This window comes from Urechidicola vernalis (assembly GCF_031846385.1).
GTDB classification, from domain to species: domain Bacteria; phylum Bacteroidota; class Bacteroidia; order Flavobacteriales; family Flavobacteriaceae; genus Urechidicola; species Urechidicola vernalis.
Window position 1 is genome coordinate 380641 of sequence record NZ_JAVRHV010000001.1, and the last position, 16586, is coordinate 397226.

The window sequence follows — 16586 nt, forward strand, 5'->3', positions numbered from 1 at the left end:
TATTAACCAAAACTTAAAGAAATGATGAAACGATCCCTCTTAAAGAGTATAGCCATTGCATGTTTATTATATGCCCCATTTACATTTTCGCAGAATTCAGATATTGATGAAACTGAAAAGAAACCTATAAAAGTAGGAGTAAAGGCGGGTTTTAGTTTAGGTAACTTGACCGATGGTAATGATAATATTTACACAAAGGAATATGAATCTAAAAGTGGAATGGATGTTGGTGTTCAAGTTACATTTTCAATTAATGATTTAATTTCTATTCAAACTGAAATAAACTATACGGATAGAGGTGGTACTAGAAAAGGCATGCAACCAGCACCGAGTGATGAGTTAAGTGGTATGTTAAATCAATTCTTGCCATTAATAGGGATGCCGTTAGTAACAGATCAAAATCCTTTGTACGCAGATTTTGATAGTGAATTTGATATTGATTATATAGAAGTTCCGGTTTTAGTACAATTTGGTTGGGGAGACGATTTAAGATTTCATATTGAAGCAGGACCTTATATAGGCTACATGTTATGCGCAACCCAAAAAACGATGGGCAATAGTGAGTTCTATTATGATGAAGCAGGAACGAATGAAGTCGTTGTTCCGAATCCATATTTCGATCCAACGAATCCTGCTAATGGACCGCAATTTGTGCCAATTGGAGCGCAAGATCTTACTGCTGATACTGATATTACGGATGATTTACGAACAATAAATTTTGGAGGAATAATTGGCCTAGGTTTGAGTAAAAACATTAGCGATAAAAGTTCTCTGTTTTTAAACGCACGTGGTTCTTATGGTTTTACAGCAATACAGTTCGATGAAACATTTGGTCAAAGTCATATTGGAGGAGTTGTATTTTCTCTAGGATATGCCTATGCATTGGATTAAAAATAATAATTAAAACATTGAAAATGAGTCTGATTTAAAATCGGGCTCATTTTTTTTTTGGAATTAATGCGACACTTTTATTTTAGTTTCGTTATACTATTGAAGGCTAACCAAAGAAACCTTTTTTTGAAAGAAGAAGAATTAATAAAAGAGTGTAAAAAGAATAATTATACTGCTCAAATGCAATTATATAATATGCATAAAAGACAGGTATTTAATGCCAGTTGGCGAATTCTTAAAAACAAGCAGGATGCAGAGGATGTGTTGCAAGATTCTTTTATAAAGGGATTTAGAAAAGTAGAGCAACTTAAAGACGACACTAATATAGGAGCGTGGTTTAAAAGGATAGCAATAAACCGTTCTTTAGATGTTTTAAGAAAAAGAAATAAACAATGGATGGATGATGTTGATGAGATTGAAATTGAAGCAGATGTGAATTCTGATGATTTAATTGAAGAGGAAAGCATCACAATAGATTTAATTAAAGAGTGTATTCATAATCTTAGTGAGAAATATAGAGTGATTTTAACCCTGTATCTAATCGAAAATTACAACCATAGAGAGATTAGTGAAGAACTTCAATTAAAAGAGAGCACGGTTAGAAATCAATACATAAGAGGAAAGAAGAAATTAAAGGAAATGTTCCATAAACATAGAAGTCATGAATTTAAGGCAATGCATACAGCAAAATAAAGAACAATTAGATTCAGAAAATGTATCCATAGATGTTGATTTAAGTTTTGAAAAAAGGCTGAAAAAAGAATTGCATCCGCAAAAAAGGAATAAGGTAATTTACCTAAGATTTATAACTGTAGCGGCCAGTGCAGTTTTACTTTTTACACTTGGAAACATTGCAATAGAATCGGTAGATTTTAAAAATGATAAAATACAGATTTTAGCAAATTTAAGCAATGACTCTGCTGGAACTCGATTGGAGGGCGTGTATCATTTTGAGGATAAATATGAAAAGGAAGATGCCCAAATTATGGAAACACTAATCCATATTTTACATAATGATGAAAATGTAAATGTGAAGATAGCGACCGTAGAAGCCTTATTAAAATTCCCGAACAGTGAATTGGTAAGAGAAAATTTAATTACTGCGTTAGAAAAAGAAACGGCACCGCTGGTGCAAATAAAATTGATTAAGTCGTTGGGTGCTTTAAGAGAAAACCGTGCACAAAAATCTCTTGAAAATCTAATGAATAATCAAGAAACCCTGCCAATTGTATTGAGCAATGCATCTTTAGCAATGGCAACAATTAATAATAAGTAAAACAGATATTATGAAAACAAAGCTATATTTAACTGTAATAGTTTCTCTTTGCATCACATTTTTGATGCAGGCACAAGAAACTAAAATTCCATTTAATTCCGGAGTTCTAAAACTCTGCTCCTCCAAGAATTTTAATATAAAAGGATATGATGGTAAAGAAGTAATGATTAAAAGTTTACATTCAAGCAAAACATCGTATTCCTTTTACAATAAGGGCTCTAATAATGAAAGAGTCGTTGTCAGGCAAGCAAGATCAACAGATTTAAGCAGTACTGTAAGGGCCCCAAAATCAAGAAAAGAAGGAGATTCAATTTATGTTGGTTATTTCTTTAGAACTGATGAAGCAGAAAAAAGTAAAGGATTAAAAAAATTAGGAAAAAAAGCCGAAGCAGAAGAGAATGGCATTTTTTTAAAGATAGAACAAAAAGGAAATGAATTGATCATCACAGATGATTACGAAGATATGTTTGTAATGGTTAGTGATGAACGCTACGAGATTTTAATTCCTAATACTATAAAGTTAGATTGGGATACAAACGGATGCAGCAGTAAAAGGCAAACTAGGTTTTTTAACTCAAAAGCATCAGAATTAGCCGATTTTAAAGGCGAAGTAGAAATTTCATCGACATTGAACAACCTGCAATTAACCGATGTTTCAGGGCCTGTTACAATCAACACAATTGGAGGTAATGTAACTGCAGTTTTTGATAAAACTATGCCAAATAAATTGTACTCTATTTATAGCAATAATGGGTTTATAGACATAACCTTGCCCGAAAAGTCTAGCGTAGCAATAGATGCTTCGGGAGATGATATTTTAAGTGATTTAGACTTCGATATTCTCTCTGAAAATGCCACTCATAGTGGTCAGCAAATGAAATTGAAATTAGGATCTGGAAAAGTAAAAATGAAATTAGATGCTGGTTATGGAAATATTTATTTGAGAAAGTAATCACTTCATTTTTTAATAAGAAACCAAAATTACATCTGTAGTTTTGGTTTTTTATATTTTTGTACAATGCAAGAATTATTAAAATGTTTTGATGGATGGTAAATAAAGAAAAAACTAATCCATCAATAAGTGTTTTAGGTAGTGGATGGCTAGGGTTATCATTGGTTGATGAAATGGTAACTAAAGGCTTTATCGTTAAAGGATCTACAACATCTGAATCTAAGTTAAAGTTAATAGAAAAGATAGGAGCGAAGCCATTTGTTATTGATATTGATAATCTAATTACTACCAATATTAGAAATTTCTTGGAAACAGAAATACTTATTGTAAATATTACTTCAAAAAGTGTAGAAGGGTTTCAAAATTTGATTAATTTCATAAATAATTCACCTGTAGAGAAAGTGATCTTTGTTAGTTCTACATCGGTATATCCATTCACAAATAATGAGGTGACTGAAAAAAGCAGTTTAAAAGAATGTGCTCTTGCTACTATCGAATCATTGTTTCAGTCAAGCACTCATTTTAAAACAACTGTTTTAAGATTTTCTGGTTTGTATAATGAACAACGACATCCAGGGAATTTTATGAAAAAAGGTAGAATTATTCAAAACCCAGACGGCTATGTAAATCTTATTCATAAAGGAGATTGTATAGGAATTATTCTTGAGGTTCTTAAACAAGAATGTTGGGGTGAAGTTTTTAACGGGTGCTCTAATAATCACCCAAAAAGAAAGGATTTTTATATTGAACAAACTAAGTTGATAGGAAGGGACTCGCCGATATTTAATTATAGTAAACCAACTCAGTTTAAAATTATTGATAACTCAAAATTAAAGCGTGTTCTAAATTATTCCTTTAAACATGATTTATAAATTAATTTGGCATGGATTTTGAAATATTCTAAATACCAATGAAACATAAAGTAAGTCTGCACAACTCCAAATAAGACAGATCTCTAAAAAGAAACATTGGTCATGAAAAAGGTTTGAATTTAACTCTTAAATCTTTGTTAATGCCTATTGGTTTTTGTTGAAAATTCAGTAATAATGTTATCTTTGCGCTCATTTGGAAAAGAAAAGAAACAGCAAGAAGAATAACGAGTCTATGAGTTCAAATTCAAAAACAACCTCAAAGAAATCTAGATTTAAACTGTTACATCAGTATTACTCCTATACTGGGTTTTACAAGTTTGTAAGACAGAGTATGGTTAAGTCTTTACTGCCTATAGGTTTATTTGTTTTTGCCTTAATAATGGTTCATCATTACTTAATTGATTTTAACGAACTATTTACCTCTATCGTCAATACATATTCACCGGCAGTAATTTTAGGAGTGTTTTTTGTATCAGAATCATTTTTAGGATTGGTCCCTCCAGAAATATTCATTGCTTGGGCAGGTAAGAGTTCTCATCCAATGTTATATTTAACATTGCTCGCTATTTTATCGTATACCGGTGGAATAATATCTTTTTTTATTGGTAAATCAATTTCTAAGTTGCCTTCGGTTTATAATTATCTTGAGGTAAAAATGGAGAAACATATTAAGATGATTCGTAAGTGGGGAGGGTTTTTAATTGTTGTGGGGGCCCTTTTACCTATTCCATTTTCAATAACAAGTATTGCAGCTGGTATTATTAATTATAAGTTTAGAAACTATATTCTTTTTGGACTTTTAAGATTTGTTAGGTTTTATTTGTACGCATTGGTTATCTTTAACGTCGTTTAAATAAATGAAGAACAAATCCGACATATCTCGATTAAAACTTATGCAACTTTTTGTATTGAATTTTTTTCTATTGACTATACTTTTTAGTGTAGCAATAACTATTGAGTATGGCACTGATTTTTTGGTTGAATTTTCATTAGAACTGGAAAATGAAGACGGATACGAAGTTGAGTATGAGAAAGACTTTGAGAATGATGGTGAAAAAGAAAAAATAACTCATTACCAGAATTACTATATCCCAAATTATGGGATTACCTCAATTTACAGTTTAAAAGAAGACACCTTAGACTTCTTTGAAAAGATTAAATCTCCACCTCCGGAGTTTATTTAATCTAAGCATTAAATTCAGAATACCTTTTGGGTTTTAAAAACCTATTCAATCTAATTATAAACGCACATAATTTTGTGCACAAACACAATTACTATTTATGAAATTATTTGATTTCAAACATTTTAAAAGTGACATGTTTGGTGGTATTACCGCCGGTATTGTTGCATTACCACTAGCGCTCGCTTTTGGTGTTAGTTCAGGACTAGGGCCAAGCGCTGGTTTATATGGCGCCATATTTGTTAGTTTTTTCGCCGCACTTTTTGGAGGTACAAATACACAAATTTCAGGTCCAACTGCGCCTATGACTGCAGTAAGTATGGTTGTTATTGCAGGTATTGTAGCAACTTTTGAGGGAGATATTTCAAAAGCGTTACCAGCCATATTAACAGTTTTTCTATTAGCAGGATTAATGCAGGTAGGATTAGGATTACTAGGAATAGGAAAATATATTAAGTATATACCTTACCCCGTAGTATCTGGATTTATGACCGCAATTGGTGTTATTATTTTAGTAACACAAATATTGCCAACGGTTGGGTATTATCCAAAAGAGGATGCTGCATTTGTTGAGCAATTTAAACCACAGGCTGAAGCAGTTATTTTAGAAGGAATCTTAGAGGATGAAGCGGCAGAAGATATTTTAGTATTGGAACATTTTGAAGAAACTATAAACAGGGCAAATCAAATTACAGATGCGCAAATTTTAAAAGAATCACAGAGTTTAGCAGGAAAAGATTCTTCTGGTGTATTGGGTTCAATCAAGGCTTTACCTAGAGCTCTTCAAAATATTAACTGGTTAGAATTAATATTAGCACTTGGTACTATAATTATTATTTATGGATTTAAGAGAATTACAACAGCAGTGCCAAGTACTTTGGTTGCTTTAGTTGTAATGGCAGGAATAGCAATTGGGTTTGGATTGGACTATAGACCAATTGAAGAAATTCCAAGTGGGTTGCCTATTCCAAACTTTGGAATCTTTACGGAGTTTAGTTTTGGTTCAATTACACCATATATATTTACGGCATTAACATTGGCTTTATTAGGAGCAATTGACTCCTTATTAACTTCAGTAGTTGCAGATAATATGACAAAAACCAAGCACAAGCCAAATAAGGAATTAGTTGGTCAAGGTATTGGTAATAGTGTAGCTGCTTTGTTTGGTGGTATTCCAGGTGCCGGGGCAACAATTAGAACGGTTGTAAATATTAACGCAGGTGGTAAAACACGTTTGTCAGGTATGATGGCCGGAGTTTTATTGTTAATTATTTTATTAGCGCTAGGTCCAATCGCATCTAAAATTCCAGCAGCAGTTTTAGCAGGTATTTTAATTACAGTTGGTATTGGTGTAATGGATTATAAAGGTTTAAAGGCTATTCCTTATATGCCAAAACCAGAAGTAATCATTATGCTTACGGTACTAATTTTATCTTCAGTTTGGAACTTGGTTTATGCAGTGGGAATTGGTCTTGTAATTGCTTCCTTAATGTTTATGAAGAAAATGGGGGATTTAACTGCAAAACGATCAGATATAAAACCTATTGAAAGTGAAAAAGGAGCAGAGGATGATTTAAGTATTCCATCAGATTTAAAGAAAGATATTTATGTTAAGCACATAAAAGGACCCTTATTCTTTGGATCAACGAGTGATTTCCAAGAATTATCTAAACAAATCCCTGATTCTGCAACTGATGTAATAATTCGTATGGGACGAATGCAATATATTGATCAGTCTGGATTATATGCAATGGAAGATGTTGTTCAAGAACTTATGAAGAATGGTAAAAATGTATTCTTAGTAAATATGTTAGAACAACCTAAATATATGTTAGAAAGGATCGATATTATTCCTGATTTAATTCCAAATGAACACATCTTTGATCATTTTGAAGAAGCAGTAGCATGTATTAAAAAAGAACATTCAAATTAAATTTTAGAAAAAATGAAAGCACAAACTAAAGAAAGTCAAGATAAATTAAATGGAGCGGCAGCAATCCAACTATTAAAAGATGGTAACGAAAGATTCGCTGCGAGTACTAAAGCAGAGAGAAACTTGTTAGAGCAAGTAGGAGACACTAGTGGAGGACAATTTCCATTTGCGGCCGTGCTTAGTTGTATAGATTCTCGTGTGCCTGCAGAGATTGTATTTGATCAAGGTATTGGTGATATTTTCAGTGCTCGTGTTGCAGGAAATATTATTAACGAAGATATTTTAGGTTCTATAGAATATGCTTGTAAAGTAGCGGGTTCTAAAGCAATAGTCGTATTAGGCCACTCTAAATGTGGTGCGGTAACAGCAGCATGTAAAGGAGTAGAACTAGGAAATATTACAGCGCTATTAAGTAAAATTCAACCTGCAGTAAACGAAATTAAGCCTACAGTAGATGAGTTTACTCCTGAAGCAATAGAAACAGTTTCTGAAACGAATGTAAAGCATTCAATAGAAAACATTCGAAAAGAAAGTCCAATTTTAGCAGAAATGGAAAGCAATGGCGAAATTGAAATCGTTGGTGCTATTTATCATGTTGAAAGTGGACAAGTTACTTGGTTATAAACTAAGTATAGATTGTATATGTAAGGGCTTCGAAGAAATTCGAAGCCTTTTTGTTTTTTAGTAAATCACATACATTATTGTGTATATTTGAGACGCTTAAATAAATATAACCAATCAATAAAATTATAAAAATGAAATTACGCTACTCAATCTTGCTCTTTTGTTTTTCAATTTCACTTTTTTCACAAAAGAAAGTATTAGATCACAAGGATTATGAGATATGGAATCAAATCAAAAACGACCAACTTTCACCGAATGGGAAATTTGTTAAATATGAATTAGAAAAAGGTGAAAGAGATAAGACTTTATTGTTGAAAGATATTAAAGGAAATTTAGTGTTATCCTACCCAAGAGTAAGTAAAAGTCAGTTTACATATGATTCCAAATATGTTTTATTTACAGTGAACGCATGGAAAGATAGCATCGTAGAGTTGAAGCGAAGAAAAGTAAAAAAAGAAAAGTTGCCTAAAGACACTTTAGTCATTTATAACATCAAGAAAAAGAGTCTTGTTAAAATTCCGAATGTAAAATCGTTTTCAACTCCAGAAGAATGGTCTGGAACTATTGCTTATTATTTAGAGGATGTAAAAACAGAGACGAAGAAAGAGAAAGAAGATGACAAAGCCGACAAGAAAAAGAAGAAGAAAACGAAGAAAGTTGGAAAGAAAACCGGATTTCACTTGGTGCTTAGAGATTTAGCAAGTCAGAAACAAGACACATTTAAGTTTGTGACTAATTATAGTTTTGCAAAAAAGACTCCTAAATTGGTATACGTGACCTCTGGAAAAGATAAAGAATCTAATGCGGGCGTAGTAACTGTTGACGTTAAAAATGGGAATACAGGCTTAATTCATGAATCAAAGAAAGGGAAATACCATCAACTTAGTTTAAGTGAATCTGGTAAGCATATAGGATTTGTAGCAGATTTAGACACAACTAAAATTCAGGTTAGGCCTAATGAATTGTTTGCATGGAATGAAGGTGATCATAAAGCGACGAAGCTAATAGATTCACATAGTGCACCAGATGGCTATAGAGTTTCCTCAGATGGTAAAATTCATTTTTCTAAGGATGAGTCAAAATTATTTTTTGGATTAGCGAAACCACCTATTGTCAAGGATACCACTCTAATTGACGAAGAAATAGTGAATGTAGAAGTTTGGACCTATGATGAACCTAGACTCTATACGGTACAAGAATTACAAGTAGAAAGAGATAAAAAGAAATCTTTTGAAACAGCGATTCATTTAAATAAAGGGAATAAATTAGTTCAAATTGCTTCCTTAGAATATCCAAATACGCAACTAGGAACTAAAGGAAATTCTAAATACGCATTGGTTAGCGCTACAGAACCTTACGATTTAGAGCGGCAATGGCAAGGACATAGTACATATGATTATGCTATTAGAAACATAGAAACCGGCGAATTAACTAAAATATTAGAAGGTGTTTATGCTTCTGTTAGATTAAGTCCAAACGCAGAGTTTGCGTATGGTTATGATATGAATAAAAGTGAATGGTTTGCATACCATATTGTCTCTAATACTTATAAAATATTAACAAATGATTCTAAATTTTATGATGAATTGAATGATTCTCCTAGACAACCAAGTTCATATCGATTCGCTGGTTGGACTGAGAACGATGCCTCAATTTTAATTTACGACAGGTATGATGTTTGGAAATTTGATCCTAAAACAGGTGAACAAACCAACCTTACCAATGGTAGAGAAGAAGGAATAACTTATAGAGTTATCAAATTAGATCGCGATAAAGAATTTATTGATACTAAAGAAGACTTACTACTTTCAACATTTAATAATGCAACGAAGCATTCTGGATATGGTGCTTATAATTTTAAGAAAGAAACATTTAAGCAACTAGTTTCAGGTCCATTTAATTATTCAACTCCTGAAAAAGCGCTGTTAAATAATCAAGTAATTTATACAAGATCTTCGTTTAAGGACTTTCCGAATATCAGAACGTCAGATTTAAGTTTTAATGATGAAGTTGTATTGAGCGATGGGAACCCTCAACAAGGAGATTATAATTGGGGTACTGTTGAATTAGTTGAATGGGAATCTTTAGATGGCGATAAAATGACAGGAATGCTTATAAAACCTGAAAATTTTGATCCAAACAAAAAGTATCCAATGCTTGTTAATTTTTATGAGCGCAGTTCTGATCGTTTGTTTAGGCATCAAGTTCCAAATCCTGGAAGATCATCTATCAATTATAGTTTTTATGCAAGTCGAGGATATGTCATCTTTAATCCAGATGTTAAATACAAAATAGGATATCCGGGAGAAAGTGCTTATAACTGTGTTGTACCTGGAGTTGAGGCGATGATTGCAAAAGGGTTCATAGATAAAGATAATATTGGTGTTCAAGGTCATAGTTGGGGAGGATACCAAATAGCGCATCTCGTTACTAAAACGGATATTTTTAAAGCCGCTGAATCTGGAGCACCCGTTCCAAATATGATTAGTGCTTATGGAGGAATAAGATGGTGGACAGGTCTTAGCAGACAATTTCAATATGAGCATACGCAAAGTAGGTTAGGAGCAACGCTTTGGGAAAAACCTGAGTTGTACATCGAAAATTCTCCAATTTTTAATATTGATAAAATAAATACGCCTTTATTAATAATGCATAACGATGCAGATGGTCATGTGCCATGGTATCAGGGAATTGAATTTTTTGTGGCGTTAAGAAGATTAGGGAAACCGTCTTGGTTTTTAAATTATAATGAAGAACCTCATTGGCCTTTAAAAATGCAAAACAGAAAAGATTTTCAAATGAGAATGGCGCAATTCTTTGACCACTATTTAAAAGGCGAAGCAAAACCTGTATGGATGGATCGTGGAGTGCCTGCCATAGAAAAAGGAATCAATCAAGGATTGGAATTAGTTGATTAACAATGCATAACGAACTTGATTTGAATCGTGTCCGTTTTTTATAAGCCTCTCATTTAAAATGAATGTAATTGAGAATTAATGAAACTATTTTGGCTGTATGAAAGAAAAATTCTCTGAAAGAGTAATTATTATATTAGCCTTCTTTTCTATTTATGTAATTTGGGGTTCAACATATTTGTTAAATAAAATTGCTGTAACACAATTACCGGCATTTATGTTGGCAGCCATTCGATTTACAGTTTCGGGAATTGTAATAATGATAATTGCTAAACTTTTAGGATTGTCGTTAAAGGTGACTAAAAAACAACTGCTAAATACTGCAATAGCGGGCTTTTTGTTTCTCACTTTTGGAAATGGAATTGTTGTATGGACGCTAAATTTTGTGGATAGTGGTTTTGTTGCTTTAGAAATTTCAGCCCAACCTTTAGTGGTGCTTATCCTAATGCGCTTGTTGCAAGGTAAGAAAATCCAAACAACCTCAATAATTGGAGTTGTTTTAGGTGTAATAGGAATTTACTTACTCGTAAGTCAAAGTCATATAGTTTCCGGCGAAAATAAATTATTGAGTATTGTACTTATTTTTATCTGTATGTGCAGTTGGGCGTATGCAAGTTTATTTGTTGGTAAAGCCGATTTACCAAAAAACTATTTTGTCAATACAGGATATCAAATGCTTATCGGCGGGGTTATGCTTTGTATTACAAGTTTTACTCTTGGTGAAAAGTGGAGTAGTCCAGAAACATGGGATACAGATGTCTTATATTCGGTTATGGCCTTAATCATTTTTGGAAGTATCATTGCTTTTACATCATTTAATTATTTACTAAAAAAGGTTTCTCCAGAAAAAGTGGCTACCAATACGTATGTAAATCCTATCATTGCCTTGTTCTTAGGTTGGTATTTTTTAGGAGAAGTAATAACAGGCCAATCTATTATTGCTGCATTTATTTTATTGTTAGGGGTTTATTTTATCAATAGTAAAAGAGAAGTTGCTATTTTATCAAGATTTAAAATAAGAAATAAAGAGTAAGAATACTTCTAACCAGGATCACAAAAAAAGCACAACATAATTGCTGTGCTTTTTACATTATTAATAACTAATATGAGTTACTAGTCAATCACTAAACTTTCAATAAAGAACTCCATCATTCTATCCGTATTTACACGAGTATGCCCTTTATCTGGTCCAACTTGAACTTCAAAACTTTTTTCTGCTTTCTGCAGTGCCTCGATTAATTGTAATGAATTAGATGGATGTACGTTGTTATCGCTAGTACCAAAGAAAATCATTAAGTCTCCTTTTAAATTTGGTGCATATTTCATAATACTTGAATTATCATAACCTTCTTCGTTATTCTCTAATAAGTTCATGAAACGCTCTGTATAAATATTGTCATAATTTTTCCAATGTGTTACAGCAGAATTTGCAACTGCGGCATGATATACATCAGGGAAACGCAATAAACTCATGGCTGCAGTGGTACCTCCATAAGATGTACCGTAAACGCCTACTTTATCTTTGTTTATGTATGGCCTATCATGTAGAGCTTTAATACCTTCAGCAAAATCATCCATTTCAACAATACCTAAATTACCGTATAGTTTGTCTAGCAAATGTTTTCCTCTTCCACCAACATTACGTCCATCTAAATTAACCACAATAAACCCGTATTCGGTTAATGAATTCGGTTTTGCAAAATTCTCTCTAAATCCATTTGTGGCTGGACCTCCGTAAATGCTTAATAAAACAGGATACTTTTTTGTTTCATCAAAATTAGATGGGAAATGAATCAGACCATCTAAAGTAGTTTCACCATCAGCAGAGGTAAAATTGAATCGTTCTGCTTTTTTAAAGCCAAGTTTCTTATATACAGTCAAATCTGACTTAGCAATTTCAGAAACTTTTTTACCATTCATACTCATAAGGTTTGTGAATGGCGCTTTATTGTGTGCTTGAGAAACTACCGTAAAGTATTTGTTATTTGGAGCAATAGAAACGGTATTATTCAATGCAGGATCAGTCAGACGCTTATCTTTAGATCCATCAAATTTCACACTGTGTAATTGCATTTTCATATGGTTGTCTCCACTACGTGCCAAATAATACACAACTCCTTTATTCTCATCAATTTTTACAATTCTTGAAACTTCAAAATTGTGTTGTGTTAACGGCTTAATTAAAGTTCCATCAAAATTGTATAAATAATAGTTATTGAATCCACTTCTTTCAGAAGCCCAGATAAAACGTTTACCATCTTCTAGAACTTTTATCTCTGGAGAATTCTTAGTAAAACTTGCCAGCCATTTTTCTCTAATAACAATTCTAGACTCACCTGTAGTTGCATTTGCAGCCTTGTATTCCATTATATCCTGCTTTCTATTAGTGCTATGATATAAAAGTTCATTACTATCGGTAGACCAGTTAATACCGTACAGATATGTACCAATTGCTCCATCATTAAATGCTTGGCCATCTCTAGCATTTACCAAGGTAGTCTTCTTTGATTCTAAATCATAGATCATTAAATCAACAGGTAAATTTTTTGCACCTACTTTTGGGTAAGACATTATTTCTAAAGAATCTTGAATTTTGGTTTGATTCAATAAAACATAATACTGTTGAATGTCTTTTTCTTTAAATCTATAAAAGGCTACTTTCTTGTTATCCGGAGACCACCAAATAGCAGATGTCTGTCTTAGTTCTTCTCCATAAACCCAAGTTGCAATACCGTACTTTACTTTTTCAACATCGTCATTGGCATTAGTAATAGTTATTTTATTGCTTCCATCAATATTGCTGATGTGCATATCTCTATCTTTAGTAAATGCTTTTAATTTATTATTAGGAGAATCTACCGATGCATGTTGTCTTCCTCTTGCCGGACCTCGTCTTCTTCTAAACTCTGTTTTTGGCGCTTCTCCAATAAGTTCACTTTTCTTGCTTTTTACATCAAACTCATATTGATCTCCATCAAATATGTATGTAAATGATTTACTGTCTTCACTCCATTTAGATGGGACAGCGCCAGAAACGATAGCATCATTAATTTTAGGTGATACAATTGTGTAATTTTCATACCCAGGCATACTTTTTAATTTGTCCTGAGCGTTTAATGAAAAAACACCACCCGTTAAAATTAGGGCGAGCAATTTTCTCGAAGTAATTAACTTTTTTAACTTCATTATATTTTAATTTGAATTAAGATGCTAAATGTATGCTATAAAAGTTAATATATCAAGTTGGAACACTGCTATTAACACCTAATTAACGTGTGGAAAAACTTAACTTGAAGTTTGTAACATTCTTTGTTCCAATAGAACTCAAAATGAAAAATGAGCATATAAAAAAAGCGCAGCACGAAATGCTACGCTTTCAATTCAAATAAAAATAACTGAATTAGTTAATCCATATTCTATAGACGATAGCATTTGAATTTTGTTGCAGTGAATTAGAACTTTAACATAAATTAACTGAAAGGACTTTTTGAGTAAATAAGTATAAATTTGATTACTTATTAGTTAATAATTTGTAAACCAATTCCTTTGTTAATTTCTGACCATTTGCAGCAGTTCTAAGATTCTCAAATGAATACACAAAATCACATCCATTTTTAAAGTTACTGCAACCATACGCACTAGAACCTTTTAGTATGTTCCCTTTTGAACATTTTGGACATTTAATAATGGTTGGAAATGGCTGTGTTTTTGGCTCTAATTTTAATTTGAATTGTTCATCGAACCTGAGAAGACCTTCTACAGTTCCATTATTAGACTTAAAGCCCTTTAAATTAACAGTACATCCTTTTTGCAGTATACGAATAAATTGTTTCTCTGAAATTTTCTTTCCTTCAAACTTAAAAGGTAATTTAAAAGTACATCCATCTTTATATGAACTACAGCCATATGCAGAAGAGCCTTTTAGAATTGTTCCATGTTTGCATTTTGGACATTTTTCAGAAGTAATTCCTTTTGATAAAATTTTCTTCTTGGCTGGTTTTGATTCGACTTTAGAATTGATGTGAGAAATATTCGCTTTAACTTTTTCCATTCTTACCTCATAAACCAGTTCATCTACCATTTTCTTCATGTTTTTGATAAATGTTCCTGCATTGAATTCACCGCGTTCAATTTCTTTCAAACGCTTTTCCCAACGACCTGTTAGTTCGGCTGATTTCAACAAATCATTTTGAATGGTGGCAACTAACTGAATACCAGTAGAAGTAGGCAATAATTGCTTCTTTTTTCTTTCAATATACTTTCTTCTAAAAAGTGTTTCAATAATATTGGCCCGTGTAGAAGGACGTCCAATCCCATTTTCCTTCATCAACTCTCGCATCTCATCATCATCTACTTGTTTCCCTGCAGTTTCCATTGCTCTTAGCAATGATGCCTCAGTAAATTGATTCGGAGCTTTGGTAAACTTTTCTGTAAAAGTAGGAGTGTGCGAACCAGTTTCGCCTTTTGTAAAAGTTGGTAAAATATTTCCTTCTTTCTTTTCTTTAGTATCTGCTGATTCAAAAACTACGCGCCAGCCTTTCTCTAAAATTTCCTTTCCGGTTGTTTTGAACAAAACATCGGTAGCTTTACCTTGCACATTCGTATTAGCAACAATACAATCGTTATAAAAAACAGCAATGAAACGCTTGGTAATAATGTCATAAACTTGCTGCTGATTATATTGTAAATTAATCTCTACACCTGTGGGAATAATTGCGTGGTGATCCGTAACTTTTTTATCATTAAAAACCTTGGTTGATTTCTTAATTGGCTTTCCAATTAATTGGGCCGTTAATTTTTGGTATCGCGTTAATTGTTTTAAAATACCTTCAACCTTGGGATATACATCGTTTGGTAAAAACGTAGTATCAACTCTGGGGTAGGTAACGGCCTTTTGCTCGTATAGTTTTTGAACAATCTTTAAAGTCTCGTCAGCAGAAAATCCAAATTTTGTATTACAATAAACTTGAAGTCCTGTTAAATCAAATAATTTCGGAGCGTATTCTTTTCCTTTTTTCTTTTTTATCTCAGTTATTTCAAATTCCGATTGTTGTACTTTGTTTGCTAATTCCTCACCTTCTTCTTTTTTAAAAAAACGCCCTTCTTCATAACTAAATAAAGTATCTCTAAAACTCGTTTGCAATTCCCAATAGGGTTGAGGCTTAAAATTTTGAATTTGAAGATAGCGCTCTACAACCATCGCTAAACTTGGAGTCTGAACCCTTCCAATGGAAAGCATTTGTTTATAACCGCCATGCTTAACAGTATATAACCGTGTTGCATTCATCCCCAGTAACCAATCTCCAATAGCGCGTGAAAACCCAGCATAATATAAATTATCGTAATCTTCACTAGGTTTTAAATTTTTAAAACCTTCTTTTATAGCTTCTGTTGTTAAAGATGAAATCCACAATCGTTGCACTTCACCTTTATAATCCGCTTGATTTAAAACCCAGCGTTGAATCAATTCTCCTTCTTGGCCGGCATCACCGCAATTTATAACAACCGTTGCTTTATCAAACAAACCTTTAACTATGTCAAATTGCTTTTGAATACCGTCATTTTTTGAAACTTTAGTCTTAAATTTTTCAGGTAACATTGGTAGATTATTCAAATCCCAACTTTTCCAATGCGGCTTATAATCATTGGGTTCAAACAATGTACACAAATGCCCAAAGGTGTAGGTAACAGCATAGCCGTTTCCTTCAAAATAACCATCACGCTTTGTGTTTGCTCCTAATACAGAAGCAATTTCTCTGGCCACACTCGGCTTTTCGGCAATACAAACTTGCATGATGTGATATTCGATTTAAGTGAATGTCCAAATTTAAAAAACAACATCAATTATATAGAGAAAAGTTATACACATTCTATCATTTGAAATTCAAAACAATTATAAGTCATTCATCTATTAAATTGCAACTTCCATATAATAATTTGCG

The 16586-nt window shown here is 32.6% G+C and carries 13 protein-coding genes; 11 read left to right on the forward strand and 2 right to left on the reverse strand.

Features of this window, described 5'->3' with window-relative positions:
- Positions 1–21: 21 nt before the first annotated feature.
- The 11 genes from RM519_RS01695 (at position 22) to RM519_RS01745 (ending at position 11677) form a co-directional block, all read left to right on the forward strand.
- Positions 22–891 carry a porin family protein gene (locus RM519_RS01695; RefSeq protein WP_311591768.1) on the forward strand — a complete coding sequence of 290 codons (870 nt, stop codon included), beginning with the start codon at positions 22–24 and terminating at the stop codon, positions 889–891.
- Between the two features lie 126 nt (positions 892–1017).
- Positions 1018–1584 carry an RNA polymerase sigma factor gene (locus tag RM519_RS01700; protein ID WP_311591769.1) on the forward strand — a complete coding sequence of 189 codons (567 nt, stop codon included), beginning with the start codon at positions 1018–1020 and terminating at the stop codon, positions 1582–1584.
- Entirely contained in the window at positions 1553–2167 is a 615-nt protein-coding gene (locus RM519_RS01705; RefSeq protein ID WP_311591770.1) for a HEAT repeat domain-containing protein, read from the forward strand. Before RM519_RS01700 ends, RM519_RS01705 begins: the two co-directional genes overlap by 32 nt.
- A gap of 10 nt (positions 2168–2177) precedes the next feature.
- A complete protein-coding gene (locus tag RM519_RS01710; protein ID WP_311591771.1) occupies positions 2178–3119 on the forward strand; it encodes a DUF4097 family beta strand repeat-containing protein in 942 nt (313 codons plus the stop codon).
- 95 nt (positions 3120–3214) lie between these two features.
- Entirely contained in the window at positions 3215–3991 is a 777-nt protein-coding gene (locus tag RM519_RS01715) for a Rossmann-fold NAD(P)-binding domain-containing protein (protein WP_311591772.1), read from the forward strand.
- 232 nt (positions 3992–4223) lie between these two features.
- Entirely contained in the window at positions 4224–4844 is a 621-nt protein-coding gene (locus tag RM519_RS01720) for a YqaA family protein (protein ID WP_311591773.1), read from the forward strand.
- Between the two features lie 70 nt (positions 4845–4914).
- The gene (locus RM519_RS01725; RefSeq protein WP_311591774.1) at positions 4915–5175 is read left to right on the forward strand and encodes a hypothetical protein; all 261 of its coding nucleotides are present in this window, start codon (positions 4915–4917) and stop codon (positions 5173–5175) included.
- Positions 5176–5272: 97 nt separating this feature from the next.
- Complete coding sequence (locus tag RM519_RS01730) at positions 5273–7105, forward strand: SulP family inorganic anion transporter (protein ID WP_311591776.1); 1833 nt, start codon at positions 5273–5275, stop codon at positions 7103–7105.
- A gap of 12 nt (positions 7106–7117) precedes the next feature.
- Complete coding sequence (locus tag RM519_RS01735; protein ID WP_311591777.1) at positions 7118–7729, forward strand: carbonic anhydrase family protein; 612 nt, start codon at positions 7118–7120, stop codon at positions 7727–7729.
- A 131-nt stretch (positions 7730–7860) separates the two neighbouring features.
- On the forward strand, positions 7861–10647 hold the full coding sequence (locus RM519_RS01740; protein ID WP_311591778.1) for an alpha/beta hydrolase family protein: 2787 nt from the start codon (positions 7861–7863) through the stop codon (positions 10645–10647).
- Between the two features lie 97 nt (positions 10648–10744).
- Positions 10745–11677 carry an EamA family transporter gene (locus RM519_RS01745; RefSeq protein ID WP_311591779.1) on the forward strand — a complete coding sequence of 311 codons (933 nt, stop codon included), beginning with the start codon at positions 10745–10747 and terminating at the stop codon, positions 11675–11677.
- Between the two features lie 80 nt (positions 11678–11757).
- Here the strand turns inward: RM519_RS01745 and RM519_RS01750 are convergent, their stop codons facing one another.
- Both RM519_RS01750 and RM519_RS01755 read right to left on the reverse strand, forming a co-directional pair.
- The gene (locus RM519_RS01750) at positions 11758–13830 is read right to left on the reverse strand and encodes a S9 family peptidase (protein ID WP_311591780.1); all 2073 of its coding nucleotides are present in this window, start codon (positions 13828–13830) and stop codon (positions 11758–11760) included.
- A gap of 325 nt (positions 13831–14155) precedes the next feature.
- A complete protein-coding gene (locus RM519_RS01755) occupies positions 14156–16438 on the reverse strand; it encodes a type IA DNA topoisomerase (RefSeq protein WP_311591781.1) in 2283 nt (760 codons plus the stop codon).
- Between the last annotated feature and the right edge of the window lie 148 nt (positions 16439–16586).